Source organism: Campylobacter jejuni (genome assembly GCF_049221745.1).
Lineage (GTDB): Bacteria > Campylobacterota > Campylobacteria > Campylobacterales > Campylobacteraceae > Campylobacter_D > Campylobacter_D jejuni_E.
The window spans coordinates 89,444-110,335 of the sequence record NZ_JBMJAO010000002.1 but is presented as its reverse complement, the minus strand read 5'-3'; the positions used below and the strand labels follow the sequence as shown (position 1 = coordinate 110,335).

Here is a 20,892-nt window from a genome sequence, read left to right as displayed (position 1 = left end):
TAGGTTAATAGTTGATGATATTTTTTAAATCTTCAAGCAATTTTTTGGCCATAAGTTCGTAGCCTTTTATAGTAAGGTGTACATCATTGAGTGAAAGTTTTTGTTTTATCCATTTGTTTTTTCCTCCACTATCTTGCATAAATTTATGCATATCAAAGATAAGAGTTTTTTCTTCTTTAGCAACTTCATATAGTGCTTGGCGTATAGTAAAAAAATCAGGAGCAAGCTTATAGTTTTTACCTTGTTTTTGTACTACAGTTGGTGGAGAGATTAGCATGATAACAGCGTTTTTGTTATAAGTTTTTAAAATACTAATCCATTTTTTTAAGTTGTTTTTAAATTTTTGTTTTTCAAAGCCTTTAAAGAGTGCGTCATTAGAGCCATAGGCAAGAATGATTAAATCATTGTGTAAAAGTTGTAATTCTTTTTGAACAACTGCTTGATTCCAAGAAAACCAAAGATTACTTTTAGCACCATTGATTGCAATGGTATCTAAGAAAATATTGTTATTTTTATTTGTAATAAAGTATCCTCCTAGTTCAGCATCTTTTTGTAGGGCTGAAATTTGTAAAGGAAAATCGAGTTCTAGTTCTTTATAAGACCATTTGTTGGTTTGTGTAGTCCTTAATTCATAACTTTGATTTTTTGCATCTTTGATATTAAAAGCATTGGTATTTTGTTTGGCTTTAAATAAAAATCCTATTTTAAAACCCTTTTTATCTAATGTTGTATCAAGGTTGATTTTTGCGTCTTTGATTTTTGCTCTTGCTATAATTCCTCCTAATGGAAAATTATACCCAGTATTAGTAGGATTTCTTGAATTTAAGATTTCAAAGTTTTTATAAGAATAAGTAAGATTAAGATTTTGTTGATATTTAGGTTGCAAAGGAAAAGCAAAACCTATGGAATTAGATCGGATTAAATATCCTCTTATAACACGAGGAAAAAAATCAGCTGCCATATGAGAATCTCCATAAATTCTAATTCCTATATTTTGATTATTTTCTAGTTTTTTTTCTAAAATTTTAAGATCTTTTTTTGATACATAACTTGTTAAAGCAGGATAATTTTTGTTTTGATTAAGTATGGAATCTATTGTATCATTGGTATTTAAATTTTGTGCGTAAGAGTTAGTAAAAATAATAAAAACCAAGAAGATAAATTTAAATTTATTTACTAGCATTTTCTTCCTTAAGTTTTATGTGTTCTAGTAAAAGTTTAGACATTTCTTTTGCACCACTTGGGGTAAAATGAATTCCATCATCTGTTCTTACTTTAACGCTTTTATTGTTTTCATCTTTTATGTAAGCTGAATATTCATCATTGACACTAAAAAATAGCTTAGTGTTGATAAAAATTTCTTTATTTTTAAGAATTTCATCGCTATAAATTTTATTGAGCACTTGTATTTTTTTATTTAAGTCTTCTTTTTTTACAGGAGGAATTTCAAACCAAAAAACTTTAACTTTATGCTTTTTAGCGATTTTAATGATTTCATCTACACGATTTGTGTAAATATCTATCCAAGAAAGGGAGCCAAAACGATGGTAATTTCCTCCTTTTTTAATATCCCAAGGATCGTTAGCACCAAGAAGAACAACAAGATATTTAATATTTGAGTTTTTAACAAAAGCTTCATTAGTTGCTTTTGACCAGTCAAAATAGGATTTGTAAGAAAGTCCTGTATTTTGTTTGCTAAGATCGGTTGCTTTAAGATTTAAATTTCTTAAGTCTTTATTTAAAGCTATTGCAACACCTTGCATTAAAGAATCTCCGATAAATAAAAACTCATCCCCTTTCTGTAGTTCTAATTTGGTATTGTCGATAAAACTAATATTTGCATCTTGGATTAAGGTTAGATTTGTTTCTTTATGAGAAGTGTTTTCATCATTTTCTAAGGTGTTTGAAACTTTATCTATTTTGCTTGAGTTTTCATCTGTTGATTTATTTTCTTGATTTGTAGTTTCTTCATTGGTTTGAGGCAAAGGTTCGTTGCTTAAAATTGCACGGATTTGTTCTAATTTGATTTTAAAACTATTAGCTTCTTTTAAAAGATCGTTATGAGGATAGAATGCAAAGTGATATTTTTGTTCTATATAAGAGCTAATACTCTGATTCATAACTACAACAACCAAGCCAAGCACTATAATCAAAATAAAGAAAAATCTAACTACATTCATCTAAAAACTCGAATAAATAAAATCAGGAATTCCATCTGGCATAAAAGCAAAAACCAAAAGCAAAATAAAAGCTATAATAAAAGGTTTTAATAAAAATGGGGTAAGATTTAAAATCTTAATACAATATTCTTTGAAATTCACAAATAAAGGATAAATCATAAAAAGAATTCCAAAAGCAACTAACATATAAATATCATTATAAGATGGAATTTGGAAAAAATTATAATAACAAGCTTTAAAGTATTCTATTGCATCATCTAAATTTTTACTATAATAAAAGAAAATCCAAGTAAAACATATAAATTGAAAAGTCAAAAATCTTCCTAAGGCTGGAATTTTTTGTAAATTAATTTTGCTTAAGGTTAATAAATGTATAAAAACTATACCAATACCATGCAATAAACCCCAAGCAATAAAAGCAAGTGTATTACCATGCCACATGCCTGATAGTATAAAAGCGATGAGTATATTAAGTATGGTGCGTGGCATCCCTTTTTTGTTACCCCCTAAAGGTATATAAATATAATCTTTTATAAAGGTTGAAAGGCTGATGTGCCATCTAGCCCAAAATTCTTTAAGATTTTTTGCTAAATAAGGCATATTAAAGTTAGGTGGTAAGGTAAATCCTAGCATTAAGGCAAAAGCACAAACTAAATCAACATATCCACTAAAATCACAATATATTTGAATTGCATAGGCATAAATTGCACTTAAAAGTTGTATAAAATTATAAGATTGCGGAAAATCTAAAATACTTTTAGCATAAATTCCAAGATAATTAGCTATTAAAACTTTTTTAACTATACCAAAAACAAGTAAAATGATAATTAAATTTGTATGCTTAAATTCACGTTTTTGATAAGCTTGTTCAAAGAAAAAAGAACTCCGCATGATAGGTCCTGAAAGTAGTGTTGGAAAAAACGATAAAAAAGTTGCTAAATTTAAAAAGCTTTCTAAACGACGTTTTTGATAAACTTCAACAAGGTAAGTAATGGAAGCAAAAGTATAAAAACTAATCCCTATTGGCAATACTAAATCAATATTTAAAAATTCTAAACCGAAAAAATTTAATATCTCATCAATACTTCCTTTGATACTAGGAAAATACTTGAAAAAACATAAATTTAAAACAACAAAAGCCATACAAGTGGCAAAAATATAACATTTGCGACGCACAAAAATCAGTAAGGCAAAATAATGTATAAAAAAAGTATATATAAACAAAACTAAGGCAAAATAAGGATTGATTAAAATATAAACAATATAAGAAAAAATTAAAATTAAAATATTTTGTGTTTTATAACTATTTTTAAAAGTCCAATAAATAGCAAAAAAAGTTATCATTAAAATGCTAAATTCTAGAGAAAAATAAGTCATACCTTTAATCCAAAGCGAGATTTGCCCATAACAGGGCAAAGATTATTTTTTTCTGTTTAATGCAAGATTTTTGATATATTGATCAGCTAGATAAAGTCCGTTTCCATTATCTCCAATTAATTTAATTTTATCAACTATACCACGGAAAAGTGCTTCTTCTTCGTGTTGTTCGCTTACATACCATTGTAAGAAATTAAAAGTAGAATAATCTTTATGTGCTAGCATATGTTCAACCAAGGTATTAATCGATTTTGTGATAAATTGTTCGTGTTCATAAGTTTTTTCAAAAACATCAAGCAAAGATTTGAAATTTTGTTCAGGCTGTTTTACTTCTTGAAGTTCTACATGAGAATCTGTTTCATTAAGATAAGTGATAAGTTTTTTTGCATGATCACTTTCTTCGCTTGCATGTGCAAATAAAAAGGCTCCAGCACCATCAAGGCTGTTTTCATAGCACCAAGAACTCATACTAAGATATAAGTTTGCTGCATACATTTCTTTATTGATTTGTTCATTGAGTAATTTTACAACTTCTTTAGAAAGCATTCCTATCTCCTTATTAAAATTTAAAAAGTATTTTATAATGATATATTATTTTTTTAAAAAGAAGCTAAAACTTTAAAGGATTAAGGTCAAAATGCATGAAATTAAAGATAAAAATAAATTTTTAAATTAAGTTTAAATAGTTTTATTTTTCTTAATATAAAATAGAATTTTTCAATACCAAGCTAAAAATGTTTCTAAAATGTTTCCAAGTTTTTTTAAACTTTCATTATTTTTTAAAGCTAAGGAGAAAAAATGAAAAAAAAATTATCTTTAAGTGCTATAAGTTTTATTCTAGTAGGTATTTTAAATGCAGCCGATTTAAAAATCGCAGGTAGTTCAACTGTGTACCCTTTTACTTCTTTCGTGGCTGAAGAATACGCTTCGATTAAAAATGCAAAAACCCCTATAGTAGAGAGCCTAGGAACAGGGGGTGGATTTAAAGTATTTTGCGAAGGAACTACTGATATTTCTAATGCTTCAAGACCTATGAAATTAAGCGAATTTGAAACTTGTAAAAAAGCAGGAGTGACTGATATAGTAGGGATTATGATAGGTTATGATGGTATAGTTTTAGCTCAAAATAAAACCAATACTCCATTAAATATTACTAAAAAAGAACTTTTTTTAGCATTGGCAAAAGAAATTCCACAAAATGGAAAGCTTATACCAAATCCTTATACAAACTGGAATCAAATCAATAAAAATTTACCAAATCGTAAAATCAGTATTTATGGTCCGCCATCAAGTTCAGGAACAAGAGATGCTATAGAAGAGCTCGTAATGAACGATGTGTCTAAAAAAATTCCTGAGTATAAAGGCAAGTATAAAACCTTGCGTCAAGATGGTGCTTATATCCCAAGTGGTGAAAATGATAATCTAATCGTTTCAAAACTTACTATTGATAAAGATGCTTTTGGAATTTTTGGCTATAGCTTTTTAGTGAGTAATTCAGACAAAATCAACGCTGCTAATATCGATGGTGTTACACCAAGTGAAGAAAGCATCGCAGATGAAAAATACGAACTTGCAAGAAGTTTGTTTATTTATATCAATGCTAAGAAAAACCCAAAAGAAGTTTTTGATTTTGCAAAAATTTATATGAGTGATGATTTGGCAAAAAGTGGTGGAGAGCTTGAAAAAATAGGACTTGTTCCTTTAAGTGATGATAAATTAAAAGCTTCTCAAAAACATGTAGAAGATAGACAAATTTTAAATGATGAACTTGTAAAAGCTGGAAAAGTTTTTTAAGGAAGAACTTTGCTAAAAGAAAAAATAATCAAATTTGCACTTTTCTTATGTGCTTTTGTAAGTGTGATAGTAAGTTTTGCTATTATGCTTACAATTTTAATTGAAGCTTTGAGATTCTTTCAAAAAGAAAGTGTTATTACTTTTTTATTTTCAAGTCAGTGGGCAGCTGATGCAGCTTTTATGAATGCAGATGGAACGAGCAAACAAGGTGTTTTTGGGGTGCTCTCGCTTTTTTGGGGAACTTTTTATATCTCATTAATTGCCATGCTAACAGCTTTGCCTTTGGGGGTTATGTGTGCTATATATTTAGGTGTTTTTGCTGGTAAAAAATCTAAAAATTATTTAAAACCTATTTTAGAAATCATTGCAGGAATTCCTACTGTTGTTTTTGGATTTTTTGCGGCTATAGTTGTAGCACCTTTTATAGTATGGTTTTTTTCTTTATTTGGCATACAAGCAAGTTTTCAAAGTGCTTTAGGAGTAGGTTTTATCATGGGGATTATGATAGTACCTATAGTGGCTTCTTTATCACAAGATTGTATAGAGTCGGTGAGTGAGAAAAGGATAAATGGAGCTTATGCTTTAGGTATGACAAAAAAAGAAGTGGTTTTTGCCGTGATTTTACCTGAAGCTATTCCTGGTATAGTTGCAGCTTGTCTTTTAGGTCTTTCAAGAGCTTTGGGTGAAACCATGATAGTGGTAATGGCAGCTTCTTTACGTCCGAATTTAACAATGAATTTTTTAGAAGATATGACAACAGTAACAGTAAAAATCGTAGAAGCTTTAAGTGGCGATCAAGCTTTTGATAGTTCTTTGGCTTTAAGTGCTTTTTCTCTAGGTTTGGTGCTTTTTCTCGTTACTTTAATTATCAATGTATTTAGTGTTTATCTTATTAATGGCTTTCACAAAAGGAAAAATTTATGAAAAAACTTTTTAAAAAAAGACAAAAAGCTTCAAAGTCTTTTAAAAGACTTTGCAAAATGGGGCTTTATATTAATTTAATTTTTCTTTGTATTTTTTTAGGAAGTGTGGCTTATCTTGGAATTGGAGCTTTTAAACAAAGTTATATTTTTGTAGAAGCTAGCAGAAATTCTCCTGCTTATGAACTTTTATCTCGTGCAGAGCAAAGAAAGATAAGAACGGGACAACTTACTGAAAAATCTTGGCTTTTGGCAAATTCAGAAGTAGATCAATACATGAAGCAAAAGTATAATCGTCTAAGTGAAAAGCAAAGAGCTTTAGTTGATGATCTTGTGCAAAAAGGCGAGATAAAATTGAAATTTAATAGTAATTTTTTCTTAAACGGGGATTCAAAATCACCTGAAAATTCAGGAATTTTATCTTCAGTTGTGGGGACTTTGTTTGTGATGCTTGTTTGTATGGTTGTGAGTGTGCCTATAGGGGTTGCAGCGGCGATTTATTTGGAAGAATTTGCGCCGCAAAATGTCCTTACGCATTTTATAGAAGTATGCATTAATAATCTTGCAAGCATTCCTAGTATCTTATTTGGACTTTTAGGACTTGGAGTGTTTATCAATTTCTTTGGAATGCCACGTTCGAGTGCTTTAGTAGGCGGGCTTACTTTAGCGATTATGAGTTTGCCTATTATCATTGTTTCAACAAAAGCAGCTTTAAAAAGTGTGGATATTAACATGAAAAATGCCGCTTATACCTTAGGTATGACAAAGGTTCAAATGGTAAAAGGTGTCATGCTACCTTTAGCTATGCCTATGATTTTAACAGGTTCTATTCTTGCTTTAGCTGGGGCTATAGGAGAGACTGCACCTTTGATGATTATTGGTATGATAGCTTTTATCCCTGATGTGGCTAGCTCGATCTTTGATCCAACTAGTGTTTTACCTGCTCAAATTTACTCATGGTCGGCTATGCCAGAGCGTGCATTTTTAGAAAGAACCGCAGCGGGTATTATGGTGCTTTTAGGACTTTTAGTCGTGTTAAATCTTAGTGCGATATTATTAAGAAAATATTTTCAAGGAAAATTAAAGTGATAGCAAAAACAACAAATTTAAATTTATTTTATGGAAAAAAACAAGCCTTATTTGATATTAACATGCAAATAGAGCAAAACAAAATCACTGCATTAATTGGTGCTTCAGGATGTGGTAAATCCACTTTTTTGCGTTGTTTTAACAGGATGAATGATAAAATCGCAAAAATTGATGGTTTGGTAGAAATACAAGGAAAAGATGTTAAAAATCAAGATGTAGTAGCCTTGCGTAAAAATGTAGGTATGGTTTTTCAACAGCCTAATGTTTTTGTAAAAAGCATTTATGAAAATATCTCTTATGCGCCAAAACTTCATGGTATGGTTAAAAACAAAGATGATGAAGAAGCTTTGGTGGTGGATTGCTTACAAAAAGTAGGGCTTTTTGATGAGGTTAAAGATAAATTAAAGCAAAATGCCTTAGCTCTTTCAGGCGGACAACAACAACGCCTTTGTATCGCAAGAGCTTTGGCGATAAAACCTAAGCTTTTGCTTTTAGATGAGCCTACTTCTGCACTAGATCCTATTAGCTCGGGTGTTATAGAAGAGCTTTTAAAGGAATTAAGTCATAATCTTTCTATGATTATGGTAACGCACAACATGCAACAAGGCAAACGCGTGGCGGATTATACTGCATTTTTTCATCTTGGTAAGCTTATAGAATTTGGTGAAAGTAAAGAATTTTTTGAAAATCCAAAACAAGAAAAAACCAAGGCTTACTTAAGCGGTGCTTTTGGGTAAGATTTATACAAAAAAAAGTATATTTTTATTAAAATCATGTCTTTAAAATATTTTTTAAGGATATGATTTGTTTGAGGAGCTTTTAAAACTTAGCGAAGAACCTTTAAAAAGTAAGATTAAGGATTTGTATTTTTCTAAGTTTAATTATGTAGGTACTAAGATTGATTTTTGTATCACTCAAAATTTAGGACTTTTAGGCGAAGTTAATTTACTTTGGGCTGAAGCTAAACAAGGAAAAAGCGAGCTTAAAAAGTCTTTTGTTCAGCTTGTGCTTACCATAGGAAAGTATAAATTTTATACAGAGCAAACTCCCAATTTGCTTTGTGCTTTTGACGCTGAAAAGATGGCCTTTTTACCTTTTTCTTCTTTGCAAGAAATTTTTTATCAAAGCGATATAGACTTTAGTGTAACACCTAGCAATCATAAAAGTGAGCAGTTTTTAAAACTTCTAAAAGATCTAGATAGCATTTTAAATACAGCACAAATTTTTTATTATGAAAAAAATGATGAAGAATTAAAAAATTTCATAAAAGAAAATCTTACAAGTGAAAATATAAGTAAATTTAAAATCGATAAAAATAATTTTGTAAGTATTTATCACAAATGGAACAAAATGGTTAAAGATACCATCAGTATTAATTGGAATTTAGCTAAAGAAAGCGGGATTATAGATGCTGATTTTTATTTGGCTGATTTACTTTCAAATGAAAATGAAACTATCAGTCAAAATTTATTTGCCATTCTTAAAAAAGATTATTATGAATTTAATAAAACAAAAAGTGATTTAGGTTTTATCATCAACAAACACACTTCATTTAAGGATAATCAAAAAGCTCATCATGAGTTTTGGGCGATTTATGAGCGTCCTCCAAGAAAAGAATTTTGGGACTATATCATAAAGCGTAGGGATTTGCTTGTAGATCAAGATATAAGAGAGCGAAAAGGAGCTTTTTTTACTCCTAGAATTTGGGTGGATAAGGCTTGTGAGTATTTATCAAAAACTTTTGGTGAAGATTATGAAGAGGAGTATTATATATGGGATTTAGCAGGTGGAACAGGGAATTTGTTAGCAAATTTTACCAATGCAAAAAATATCTTTTGCTCTACTCTTGATAAAGCCGATATAGATGTTATACATGAGCGTATCAAAAATGGTGCGAATTTGTTTGAAAATCATGTTTTTGAGTTTAACTTTTTAAATGATGAATTTTTTGATGAAGTGGATGATAAGGGTAAAATCATCCAAAAATCAAAATTACCTTTAAATTTACAAAAGATTTTAAAGGATGAAAATAAACGCAAAAAATTAATAATATTTATCAATCCACCTTATGCGGAGGCTACAAGTGCTACACAAGTTACAGGAACTGGAAAAAATAAAGAAAAAGTAGCTAGGGAAAATAAAATTTGTGAAAAATATAAAGACATTTTAGGAAAAGCGAACAATGAGCTTTTTGCACAATTTTTTATCAGAATTTATTGTGAGATAGAAGATTGTTTAATGGCTAGTTTTTCGACTTTAAAATATGTAAATTCTACCAATTTTATAAAATTTAGAAAGAATTTTAAGGCTAAATTTTTAAAAGGCTTTATGGTGCCTGCTAATACCTTTGATAATGTAAAAGGAAATTTTCCTATAGGATTTTTGATATGGGATACAAGTAAAAAAGAAGAAATTAAAAAAATAAAACTTGATACATTTAATAAAAATGGGAGTTTTTTAGGAATAAAAACTTTTTATAATGATCAAAAAGAAAGTATTAATAAATGGATCAAGATTTTTGATGATAAAAAATCACAAGAGAAATTTGGATTTATGGGAAACCCAAGCCCAGATTTTCAACATAATAGCCAATTATATCTTTCTCTTAACAAAGGAATAGAGCATTTTAATTTTTACATATTCTCGCTAAAAAACCTTTTAAATGGTGCTGTATATTTCTCTGTTCGTCATGCTATAAATGCTACTTGGATAAACGATAGAGATCAGTTTTTATATCCTAATGATTTATATAAAAATGATAATGAATTTAAAAGCGATTGCTTAGCTTTTATGCTCTTTCATGGACAAAATAAAATAAGCTCTAAAGAAGGGATAAATCATTTCATACCTTTTAGTGAAAAAGAACTAGGTATCACAAAAGAAGCTTTTGAGAGTGATTTTATGTATAAATTTATAAGGGGCAAGATAAAAGATGAAAACTCACTTTTTGATGATGAATTAGCAAGGATAGAATTTAGCTCCCAAGCAAAAGAGCTTTTAAAGGCAGCAAAAGAACTTTTTAAATACTATCATACCCATAGCGAAGATAAAAACTATCTAGTCAATGCTTCACTTTATGATATAAAAGAATTTTTTCAAGGTAGAGATGAAAAAGGCAGGATGAAGCATCCTAGCCAAGCAAAAGATGAGTATTATAAAGCCTTGCTTAGTGATTTAAATGAGGCTTTAAATATTTTAGCCAAAAAGCTAGAACCAAAAATTTATGAATACGGCTTTTTAAAGGAATAATCATGGCAAAAAAACAACTTTCTTTAACAAGACTTAGTTTTCCTATATTTTGGGATTTGCTTTCTAAGTATTTAACTGTGATTATCAATACTACTATGGTGTCGCATTATTCTAATTTTCTTGTGGGTGCTATGGGGGCTGGAAATCAAATTTTAGATCTTTTTATCACTATTTTTTCATTTTTAAGTGTGGGTTGTAGTGTGGTGATAGCTCAAGCAATTGGTGCAAAAGATCATGTTTTAGCAAGAAAAGTGATTCATCAAAGTTTGTTTTTAAATGCACTTTTAGGCTTTGTGTGTGGTGTGCTTATTTTGTGGCACGGGGAGTATTTGCTTTATCTTTTAAAAATCCCACAAGAACTGCTTAAAGATAGCGAAATTTATTTACATATGCTCGCAATTTGTTTGTTTTTTGATGCCATAGGCATTGTTTTAGCTGCTATTGTAAGGGTTTATAATATGGCTTATTGGGTGATGCTTATAGGTTTTTTGATGGACATAGTAGTGATTGGGGGAAATTATTATGTTTTACATTATACAAAATTAGAACTTTTTGGAGTAGGGCTTAGTAATATTTTTGCTCGAATTGTGCTTATAATTGCCTTGCTTGCGATACTTTTTTATAAGCTTAAAATTCATCTTAAAATCAAAGAAATGATGAAGTTTGAAAAAGAGGTTTTGAAAAAAGTTTTAAATATAGGGGGATTTTCAGCAGGAGAAAATCTTTTATGGATAGTGCAATACACCATAGCTTTTGCCTTTGTGGCAAGCTTAGGTGAGGCAAGTTTGGCTGTGCAAACGATTTATTTTCAAATTTCAATGCTTATTATGCTTATAGGACAAGCTACGAGTATAGCTAATGAAATCATAGTAGGTAAATTAGTCGGTGCTAGATATGAAAATATCGCTTATAAACACGCTTGGCGTGCTTTATATTTTAGCGTTATAGCGAGTGCTTTAGTGGCACTTTTAAATTATCTTTGCCAAGATTTTACCATGGAAGCTTTAGGGTTAAAAGAAGATTTAAAAAAAATAATGATACCTTTGTTTGTTCTTTCAATCTTTCTTGAAATTTCACGTACTTTTAATATAGTCATGGTTAATTCCTTGCGTGCAAGTGGTGATGCAAAATTTCCATTTTTTAGTGGGCTTGTTTTTATGATGGGAGTATCTTTACCTGTGGGTTATGTGCTTTGTTTTCATTTTAATCTTGGAATTTTAGGTGTTTGGATAGGTTTTTGTGCAGATGAGTTTTTGCGTGGAATAGTAAATTCATATAGATGGAAAAGTAAAAAATGGCAAGGAAAAATTCTAGTTTGAAGTCTTTTATTTACAAAGATGAATGCTATTTTTACTCTAAAAAACGTATAAAAACTTTAAGATTAAGGCTAAATGAAAGGGGTGAATTTATTCTTAATATCCCTTATTTTTGCACTTTTAAAAATGTTTATGAGTTTTTAGATAAATCAAGTTTTTGGATGAATGAGGCTAAAAAAAGATTTTATCAAAAAGTTTTAAAAGAGGATGATTTAATTTTTTTAGCTAAAAAATATAAAATTATTTTTGATGAAAATGCTAAAAAAACTTATTTTGATAAAGATGAAATTATTTGTAAAAATAAAGCAAAATTAGATTTATTTTTAAAGCAAAATGCTAAAAAGATTTTTACTTTTTATCTTAAAAAATGGAGTAAAAAAACAGGTTTATGTTATACTCACTTAAGTATTAAAACTATGAAAACACGCTGGGGTTCGTGCAATCACAATAAAGCTTATATTAATTTAAATTTAAAACTTTTGCAAAAGAGTTTAAGAGGTATTGAATATGTAATTTTACATGAAATAAGTCATTTAAAATTCCCCAATCACTGCAAAGAATTTTATGATTTTATTGGGCATTTTATGAGTGATTTTAGGCAAAGAGAGAAAGAATTTTTAAGTTAAAAATGCTATATTTATAATCTATTTTTCAAAAAAGGCATAATATGACTTTAGATTTTGATTTTATGTATAATGCAGATAATGATATTTTTGAATATTTATTACGTTTTTATGCCAGAGATTATAATTACACCCTTATAAAACAAGATAATATTTATCATTTTTCTATCGATGCAGATGAAATAAATCTAAAGACTTTTTGTGATTCTTTAAATTTGATGAGTCATAGTGTTTTTTTGAAAAAATTTGATGTAAAAACGGGTCAAAATTTTAACCCTTGTATGCTAGAAGATAAAGAATTTTTTAAATTTTCTTATATTACACATTTAAATTCTAGTGCTTATCAAGAAAAAAAACTTTTAAGCAAAAACGAATGGGGTGTGTTTTGCGAGTGTGAATTTTCAAAAGATTTATCAAAATTTGAAAAAATCAATGAAGAAAATTTCAATGCTTTTTTAAACCTTGCCTTTGATTTTTTAAGTCAAGAAAAAAAGATTTATTTAAAAGATAAAAATGGTATTTATGAACTTTCTTTATTTAAGAATGATTTTATAGGAGATTTTTTATTTCCTTGTGATATTAAGGCTATAAATTCAGTTTTTGTTTGTTCAAATGAAAATTTAAAACTTCTTGCAAGTTTAGAAAAACCCTTGATGAAACTAAGATTTAATGCTATGTTTAGAAAAAATCATAATCTTAATTTTAATGATTTTAAAATAAGACTTGCTAGAGATTTATTTTGCTTTGCTTTAGGGTTAAAACTTTTTGAAAATAAGTATAAATTTTTAAATGTGAAAAAGATAGAAGAATATCAAAAAGATTTTTATATCAGTACTTTAGATGAACAAATAGTAGTTTTAGAAGGTTTTGAATTTATCAATACTAAGGCGAAAGAACTTATTTTTTCTAAAGAAGATAAAAATATGGCAAGAATTTCTTATCTTATTAGCCGTTATAAAGAAAAGGCTTTTATTTTAGAGCTTAGTAAAGATTATGAAGATGTTTTACTTATCAATAAAGAGTTTAATTTGCTTAATCTCTCCTTGCCAAAACATAGTAAAGAATTTTATGATGAGATTAAAAAAGATGAAATTGGTGCAAGGCTTTTAGAAAATTTTGCTAAGGAATTTCCTCTTTTAAATGAAAGTTTTGAACTTAAAAACAATTTTTATTCTTTGCTTGGTTTAATAGGTAGGGTGTTAAATTTAGGTAAAAATTTACAAGAGGCTGCCAGTGAGCTTTTAAAAATCGTTGATGAGTTAAAAATGCCTCGTGGAGTGAAGATTGATTATCGTTTAAGAAAAGATAAAAGCTTTGATTATACTAGAACTTTAAGATCTGTTATGAGTTTTATGCTAGCAGGGGTAGATAGTGCAAATATTGCTTATGGAGCAGTAGAAAGTTTAGCTTATTTTTTGCGTGATACTTATGATGAATTAAGAGAGAAAAAACAAAGCGAATTAGCACTTATAAGTGGGTCTTTGTTTGAGCATAAATCTTTGCTTAAAAATACTCTAAAACATCTTAAAAATTGTCACTTAAGCGATGTACCACTTAGGGTATAAGATCAAAATTTCAGGCCTAGTTCAAGGAGTGGGTTTTCGTCCCTTAGTTTATGAACTAGCTTCGAAATTACAGCTTTTTGGCGAGGTAAGAAATGATGGTTTTGGGGTAGAGATCATTCTTGCTTGCACTCAAAAAGAATGCGAAAATTTCATAGAAAATTTAAAAAACCATCTCCCGCCTTTAGCAAGGATAGATCAACTTGTATATACCCAAATTCCTATTTCAAACTATAAAAAATTTAGCATCACCCCTTCTTTAGAGAATGCAAAAAGCACTCCTATACTTAGTGATTTTGCACTTTGTAAAGAGTGTAAAAAAGAATTTTTTGATGAAAAAAATCCACGTTTTTTATATCCTTTTATCACTTGTACGCATTGTGGACCGCGTTTTAGCATTATAAAAAGTCTCCCTTATGATAGGGTTAATACTTCTATGCAAGATTTTATTATGTGTGAGTTTTGCAAAAATGAGTATGAAAATCCTAAAAATAGGCGTTTTCACGCTCAGCCTATAAGTTGTCCTAAATGCAAGATTAGCGTTTTTCTTAAAAATAAAAAGGGTAAAATTTTAGCCAAAGATCAAGAAGCTTTTATACAAAGTGCAAAATTTTTAAAAGAAGGTAAAATTTTAGCTATCAAAGGTATGGGTGGATTTCATTTGATGTGTGATGCCTTTAATGAAGAAACTTTAAAAATCCTAAGGCTTAGAAAAAATCGCCCTAAAAAACCCTTTGCTTTGATGTGTAAAGATTTAAAAAGCGCTAAAGAACTTGCTTTTATAGATCAAAAAGAAGAAGCTTTATTAAGTGGAGTTTTAGCTCCTATTGTAATTTTAAAGGCAAAAAAAGCCTTTTCTTTAATTGCACCTGATGTTGATAAACTTGGTATTATGTTAGCTTATACGCCTTTGCATCTTTTGCTTTTTGAGTATTTTAAAGGAAGTCTTGTGGCAACGAGTGCAAATTTAAGCGGAGAAAGCATTGTTAAAGACGAGTTAAATTTACGCCAAAAACTTAGTGAAGTATTTGATTTTTATTTAGATTATGATAGAGCTATTATCAATGCAAGCGATGATAGTATTGTTCAAATTGTAAATGGAAAAACTATGTTTTTACGCACTTCAAGGGGCTTAAATCCTTTTTATTTAGAAAGAAATTTTAATAAAAAAGGCGCTTTTTTAGCTTTAGGTGCGGAGCTTAAGAATGAATTTGTGATTTTTTATGAAAATAAGCTTTTAATTTCTCCTTATATAGGGGATTTAAAAAGTCTTGATGTGCATGAAAGATTTTTTAAACTTTTGGAATTTTTTAAGCAAAATTATAATTTAAAATTTGATGTGATTTTATGCGATAAACACCCCCATTTTAGTTATGCAAAAGAGTTTGAAGAAAGGATTAAAATTTCTCATCATTACGCGCATTTTTGTGCAGCTTATTTTGAATATGAAAAAGAATTTTTAAAAGATGAAAAGGCTTTAGCTTTTATATGCGATGGAACGGGTTATGGAGAAGATGGTAAAATTTGGGGTGGAGAAGTTTTTATAGGAAATTTAAAAGAATATAAAAGAATAGCTCATTTTGAAAATTTTACTCTTATAAATAGTGATATTAAAAATATACAAAATTTAGCCCTAAGTTTGATTTGGCATTATGATTTAGAAAAAGAAGCTAAAGAATTTTTAGTAAAAATTCCAAAAATAAAACTTCAAAATCTTAGAAAAATTTATTTTCATTCTAGTTTGCAAACAAGTTCTTTAGGGCGTATTATCGATGCTTTTGGAAGTATTGTTTTTAACTTAGAAAAAAGCTCTTACGAAGCTCAAGTTGGCTTGATGTGTGAAGCTTTTTATGATGAAAATCTTGATTTTTCTTATGAGCTTTTTGTAGAAAAAGGTCAGATTAATTTTAAAAATTTGATTTTAGGGGCTTTGCAAGATGAAAAAAGTAAGGCAATTACAGGCATGTTTAACGCCTTGGCAAATTTTATCATAGATTTTAGCAAAGATTATGATTTAAAAGTGCTTTTAAGCGGAGGAGTTTTTCAAAATAAAACTTTGCTTGAAATTTTAAAAGCTAAAAATTTTGATTTTTTTGTACCTTTGAAATTTCCTTGCAATGATAGCTCTATAGCTTTAGGACAAATGGTACATTATTTAAATTTACAAAAATAATAAAACATTCCAAAAACTCATAATTTTTTAATACTTTTAAGGTTAAAATGAGATAAAAAATTATAAAAGGAAAAAAATGTGTAAAGATTGCGGTTGTTCTATAAATTCAACTCATACACATGATCATCATCATAACCATCACCATGAAAATCCAAGTTTAAAAGAAGGTAAAACTATAGAAGTGATTTCTAAAATTTTAAGTAAAAATGATGAAGAGGCTAAGCATAATAGAGCCCATTTTAATGAAGCTAATACGCTTTGCATTAATCTAATGAGTTCTCCAGGTAGTGGAAAAACCACACTTTTAGAAAATACTATCAAAGCTTTAAAAGATGAGTTTAAAATCGCTGTGATTGAAGGGGATTTAGAAACCAATAACGATGCTTTAAGAGTAAAAAATGCCGGAGCTTTGGCATATCAAATCACTACAGGACAAAGTTGTCATTTGGACGCTTTTATGGTGCATGAGGCTTTACATCATTTAGATATCAAAGATGTAGATTTGCTTTTTATAGAAAATGTAGGAAATTTAGTTTGTCCTGCAAGTTATGATTTAGGGGAACATATAAATGTAGTTTTACTTTCTGTAACAGAGGGTAGCGATAAGCCACAAAAATATCCAGTGATGTTTAAAAAAGCAGACATTGTTTTAATTACAAAGGCGGACTTAGCGCATCATTTTGACTTTGATATAAAAGAAGCAAGCAAACTTATCAAAGAATTAAGCCCTAGAGCTGATATTATCGTTCTTGATGCAAAAAATGGTACCAATATGGAGCTTTGGTATAAAGTACTTAAACTCAAAAAGGAGCTTTTTTAATGTGTTTGTCTATACCTTCTGAAATTTTAGAAATTGATGAGTTAAATAATGCTTTAGTGCAGACTTTGGGCGTAAAAAGAAAAGTAAATTTAGATTTGATTGATGAGCCTTTAAAACAAGGTGATTATGTGTTAATACATGTAGGTGTTGCTATGGAAAAAATCGACAAAGAAGCTGCATTAGAAAGCATTAAAACCTATCAAGAAATAGTAGAAAAAATGAATACTGGAGAGATAAAAAGTGATGAAGGAGATTTAGGTTTAAATGAATTTCATCGATGAATTTAGAGATAAGCAAAATATTTTAGCTTTAAAAAAACTTATAGAACAAGAACTTAAAAATCCTATCAATATAATGGAAATTTGTGGCGGGCATACGCATAGCATTATGAAATTTGCTTTACCTTCTATTTTGCCAAAGGAAATAAATTTTATCCATGGGCCAGGATGTCCTGTTTGTGTAATGCCTAGAGTTCGTATTGATACGGCTATTAAACTTGCTTCTATGAAAGATACGATTTTTTGCACTTTAGGCGATCTTTTAAGAGTACCAGGAAGTGAAATTTCTTTGCTGGATTTAAGAGCAAAAGGAGCTGATGTTAGAGCACTTTACTCACCGCTTGAAGTTTTAGAGATTGCTAAGCAGAATTTAAATAAAAATATCATCTTTTTTGCTATAGGTTTTGAAACCACTACGCCCATGAGTGCCTTACTCATCGAAAAAGTGATAGAAGAAAATTTAAAAAATGTTTTTTTTCATATCAATCATATCACCGTTCCAGCACCCATAGAAGCGATTATGAATGATGAAAATGTAAAAATCAATGCTTTTTTAGGTCCTTCTCATGTGAGCGTGATTACAGGTTATGGTATTTATGAGCCTATAGCTGCCAAGTTTAAAACCCCTATAGCCGTGAGTGGCTTTGAACCTGTAGATATTTTAGAAAGTATTTTAAACATTATAAAACAAAGCAACGAAAGCACTTTTAAAGTGTATAATCAATACAAAAGAGCTGTAAGCAAAGAAGGTAATATTAGAGCACAAAATTTAGTAAAAAAGTATTTTCAAGTGTGCGATTTTGAATTTCGTGGCTTAGGGCTTGTCAAAGATGGGGGCTTGGAACTAAAAGAAGAATTTAGTGCCTATGATGCGAGTAAAAAATTTGATTGTGTAGTGCAAAGTAAAAATGAAAGCAAAGCCTGTATTTGTGGACAAATTTTAAGAGGCTTGGCTAAGCCTTATGATTGTAAAGTTTTTGGTAAGGCTTGTACTCCAAGAAGTCCTATAGGAAGTTGTATGGTTTCAGGCGAGGGTGCTTGTGCAGCGTATTATAAATACTCAAAGGTGAATGTATGAAAAATATTTCCTTAGCCCACGGAGGTGGTGGAGAAGAGATGAATGAGCTTTTAACTAAGCTTTTTAAGATCTTTGATAATGAAATTTTAAACGCAAATAATGATGCGGCAATTTTAGGAAATTTGGCTTTAAGCACGGATTCTTTTGTTTTAAGTCCAATTTTTTTAGATGAAGAGGTTAATATCGGCAAACTTTGTGTTTGTGGTTCTATTAACGATATTTTGATGGTGGGTGCTAAGCCAAAGTATCTTAGCTTAGGACTTATCTTAGAAGAAGGTTTTGAGCTAGAAAAACTAGAACGCATTTTAAAAAGCATTAAAGAAGAGTGTGAAAAATGTGAAGTTTTGCTAGTTTGTGGCGATACTAAAGTTGTTCCTAAAGGCAAAGGGGATGAAATTTATATCAACACTACAGCCTTAGGCGAAATTATCTCTAAAAAAGAAAGCAAAAATATCAAAGCAGGTCTTAGCATACTTGTCTCAGGTGATATAGGAAGACATGGGGCTAGTGTTTTGATTAAAAGAAATGAGTTAGAAGCTGATATAAAAAGTGATTGTAAGGCTTTGAATAAAGAAGTTTTAGAGCTTTTAGAAAAGAATATAAAGGTTGTAGCTATGCGTGATGCTACTCGTGGCGGACTTAGTGCGGTGTTAAATGAGTGGGCAAAGCAAAGTGGAAATGATCTTTTAATCTTTGAAGAAAAAATCATCGTGCAAGATGAAGTCTTAGGACTTTGTGAGCTTTTTGGTTATGAGCCGTATGAGCTTGCAAATGAGGGCACTTTTATACTTTGTGTAGAAAAAGAAGACGAGTTAAAAGCCTTAGAAATTCTTAAAAAATACAACAAAAACGCCAGCATCATAGGAGAAATTTTAAAAGAACAAAAAGCACGTGTGATTTTACAAAATGCTTATGGAGCCAAGCGCTTTTTAGAAAGCCCAAAAGGCGAACTTTTACCAAGAATTTGCTAATGCACGAATTAAGTATAGTAGAGTCTTTAATCACACTTTGCGAAGAAAATGCCTTAAATAATAACGCTCAAAATGTGCAAGAGATTTATGTAAAAATAGGGCGTTTAAGCGGTATAGAAGTAGATCTTTTTAAGCGTTGTTTTGAAACTTTTAAAGAAAACTCAAATATTTGTAAAAATGCTAAACTTTTTATAGAACTTGCTCCGCTTGAAATTTTATGCTTAAAATGTGATCAAATAAGCATTTTAGAAGAAAATGTTTTTAAGTGTCCTAAATGTCAAAGTATAGAATATAAAATCACACAAGGTGAGGACTTACACCTTATGCGACTTGTAATGGAGTGAAAGTAAAAATCAATAAATGATTTTTACTTTCTGCTTTCAAAATGTTTGATAATATCTGCTTTATATTGATAAATATCTTCTAATTTTTCTATATTATAACTTGTTCCATCTGGAAAACTAATAGATTTTTTGCTTGTATTAAAATATAATCTACATATCCACTTAGTAACTTTCCCTTGATATAAAATACTAAAATAGCTTAAAGTATCTTTGTAGCTTACATCTTCAAGATGGGCACTGACGCTAGCAAGAATTGATTTTACTATATAGAAACCTTGTAATTCTTCTTCTGTTGTGACAATATCCTTACTTTCATCAATTTGCTCATCATTTTCATCATCGTTTATGTTTTGAAGATTGTTTTTAATACTTGTGATTTTTTCATAAGCTAAATCATTAATAATTTCTTTAAAAGATTTTTTAATGTAATTTTTAAATTCTTCTAAAACAGTACTAGTCATTCTTTTTTCTGTCATTTGCTTAGCAAAAAAACTTGTAAATTCATCGCTTGGATTTTCTATTTCACTTTTAAAAATTTCTTGTATACTTCGGTAATATTTTTTCTCCATAGCAATGCTTAGAATTTCATCTAAATTTAAGTCAGTGCAAATAAAACGTTTTAAATCTTTAATATCTCTAGGTTTAAGTTTTTCAAGATTAACAACTAAAAATGGTATTTTATCCATAAGATTTTGTTGTTCAATATCTGTAAAAAATCTATATTCAATACCATTGGTAAGAATAGCAAATTTAATACTAGGATTAGTGTTAAAATATCTTACAAGTTGATTGTTATGATTATCTAAATTTTCAGTATGATTTTTAGCTTCAATTAAAATAAAAGGTTTTGAATCTTTGAAAATAGCATAATCCACTTTTTCACCTTTTTTAGTCCCTATATCTGCGGTATATTCTGGCACAACAATACTAGGGTTAAAAACATCATAACCTAATGTTTTTAAAAAAGGCATTATAAAAGTCATTTTTGTAGCTTCTTCAGTATTGACAAGTGTTTTGCGTTCAGCTATTGTTTCAACGATGCCATTTAATTGATTTTCAAAATCCATTTTTATTCCTTTTGTTTTTGTTAAAAGTATTATAGCAATATTTTTTTAGTT

General features: G+C 29.2%; 19 protein-coding genes. 14 read left to right on the top strand and 5 right to left on the bottom strand.

The window, feature by feature from the left end:
* Positions 1–4 precede the first annotated feature (4 nt).
* The 4 genes from ACOTU8_RS03120 to ctf are packed head-to-tail and all read right to left on the bottom strand — an operon-like array spanning position 5 to position 4,103.
* Entirely contained in the window at positions 5–1,183 is a 1,179-nt protein-coding gene (locus ACOTU8_RS03120) for an SGNH/GDSL hydrolase family protein (RefSeq protein ID WP_422341757.1), read from the bottom strand.
* Complete coding sequence (locus tag ACOTU8_RS03115) at positions 1,170–2,180, bottom strand: GDSL-type esterase/lipase family protein (RefSeq protein ID WP_422341756.1); 1,011 nt, start codon at positions 2,178–2,180, stop codon at positions 1,170–1,172. The genes ACOTU8_RS03120 and ACOTU8_RS03115 overlap by 14 nt, the downstream gene beginning before the upstream one ends.
* Positions 2,181–3,557, bottom strand: a complete 1,377-nt coding sequence (locus tag ACOTU8_RS03110; RefSeq protein ID WP_422341755.1) for an MBOAT family O-acyltransferase — start codon at positions 3,555–3,557, stop codon at positions 2,181–2,183.
* A 42-nt stretch (positions 3,558–3,599) separates the two neighbouring features.
* Complete coding sequence (ctf, locus tag ACOTU8_RS03105; RefSeq protein WP_422341754.1) at positions 3,600–4,103, bottom strand: non-heme ferritin; 504 nt, start codon at positions 4,101–4,103, stop codon at positions 3,600–3,602.
* Positions 4,104–4,355: 252 nt separating this feature from the next.
* Here ctf and pstS point away from each other — a divergent pair, with 252 nt between their 5' ends.
* From pstS to hypA, 14 genes are all read left to right on the top strand, one after another.
* Positions 4,356–5,351, top strand: coding sequence for a substrate-binding domain-containing protein (pstS, locus tag ACOTU8_RS03100; protein ID WP_422341753.1), 996 nt, complete (start codon positions 4,356–4,358; stop codon positions 5,349–5,351).
* A gap of 9 nt (positions 5,352–5,360) precedes the next feature.
* The gene (gene pstC / locus ACOTU8_RS03095; RefSeq protein WP_422341752.1) at positions 5,361–6,275 is read left to right on the top strand and encodes a phosphate ABC transporter permease subunit PstC; all 915 of its coding nucleotides are present in this window, start codon (positions 5,361–5,363) and stop codon (positions 6,273–6,275) included.
* The gene (gene pstA / locus ACOTU8_RS03090) at positions 6,272–7,360 is read left to right on the top strand and encodes a phosphate ABC transporter permease PstA (protein WP_422341751.1); all 1,089 of its coding nucleotides are present in this window, start codon (positions 6,272–6,274) and stop codon (positions 7,358–7,360) included. Before pstC ends, pstA begins: the two co-directional genes overlap by 4 nt.
* Positions 7,357–8,097, top strand: a complete 741-nt coding sequence (pstB, locus tag ACOTU8_RS03085; protein ID WP_422341750.1) for a phosphate ABC transporter ATP-binding protein PstB — start codon at positions 7,357–7,359, stop codon at positions 8,095–8,097. The genes pstA and pstB overlap by 4 nt, the downstream gene beginning before the upstream one ends.
* Before the next feature lie 67 nt (positions 8,098–8,164).
* A complete protein-coding gene (locus ACOTU8_RS03080; protein WP_422341749.1) occupies positions 8,165–10,609 on the top strand; it encodes a hypothetical protein in 2,445 nt (814 codons plus the stop codon).
* Between the two features lie 2 nt (positions 10,610–10,611).
* Positions 10,612–11,928 (top strand): MATE family efflux transporter, encoded by a 1,317-nt coding sequence (locus ACOTU8_RS03075; RefSeq protein WP_422341748.1) that lies wholly within the window; start codon positions 10,612–10,614, stop codon positions 11,926–11,928.
* The gene (locus ACOTU8_RS03070) at positions 11,904–12,551 is read left to right on the top strand and encodes a M48 family metallopeptidase (protein WP_422341747.1); all 648 of its coding nucleotides are present in this window, start codon (positions 11,904–11,906) and stop codon (positions 12,549–12,551) included. Before ACOTU8_RS03075 ends, ACOTU8_RS03070 begins: the two co-directional genes overlap by 25 nt.
* A 41-nt stretch (positions 12,552–12,592) precedes the next feature.
* Positions 12,593–14,113, top strand: a complete 1,521-nt coding sequence (locus tag ACOTU8_RS03065; protein ID WP_422341746.1) for a hypothetical protein — start codon at positions 12,593–12,595, stop codon at positions 14,111–14,113.
* Positions 14,094–16,283: a carbamoyltransferase HypF gene (gene hypF / locus ACOTU8_RS03060; protein WP_422341745.1), complete on the top strand. Its 2,190-nt coding sequence runs from the start codon at positions 14,094–14,096 to the stop codon at positions 16,281–16,283. The genes ACOTU8_RS03065 and hypF overlap by 20 nt, the downstream gene beginning before the upstream one ends.
* Before the next feature lie 76 nt (positions 16,284–16,359).
* A complete protein-coding gene (gene hypB, locus ACOTU8_RS03055; protein WP_422341744.1) occupies positions 16,360–17,103 on the top strand; it encodes a hydrogenase nickel incorporation protein HypB in 744 nt (247 codons plus the stop codon).
* Complete coding sequence (hypC, locus tag ACOTU8_RS03050; protein WP_143725807.1) at positions 17,103–17,384, top strand: HypC/HybG/HupF family hydrogenase formation chaperone; 282 nt, start codon at positions 17,103–17,105, stop codon at positions 17,382–17,384. Before hypB ends, hypC begins: the two co-directional genes overlap by 1 nt.
* Positions 17,368–18,459, top strand: coding sequence for a hydrogenase formation protein HypD (hypD, locus tag ACOTU8_RS03045; RefSeq protein WP_422341743.1), 1,092 nt, complete (start codon positions 17,368–17,370; stop codon positions 18,457–18,459). The genes hypC and hypD overlap by 17 nt, the downstream gene beginning before the upstream one ends.
* Positions 18,456–19,430: a hydrogenase expression/formation protein HypE gene (hypE, locus tag ACOTU8_RS03040; RefSeq protein WP_422341742.1), complete on the top strand. Its 975-nt coding sequence runs from the start codon at positions 18,456–18,458 to the stop codon at positions 19,428–19,430. Before hypD ends, hypE begins: the two co-directional genes overlap by 4 nt.
* Positions 19,430–19,774, top strand: a complete 345-nt coding sequence (gene hypA, locus ACOTU8_RS03035) for a hydrogenase maturation nickel metallochaperone HypA (RefSeq protein ID WP_422341741.1) — start codon at positions 19,430–19,432, stop codon at positions 19,772–19,774. Before hypE ends, hypA begins: the two co-directional genes overlap by 1 nt.
* Positions 19,775–19,797: 23 nt before the next feature.
* On the opposite strand, the gene ACOTU8_RS03030 is transcribed toward hypA, so the two are convergent.
* Positions 19,798–20,841 (bottom strand): type I restriction endonuclease, encoded by a 1,044-nt coding sequence (locus ACOTU8_RS03030; protein ID WP_422341740.1) that lies wholly within the window; start codon positions 20,839–20,841, stop codon positions 19,798–19,800.
* Positions 20,842–20,892 lie beyond the last annotated feature (51 nt).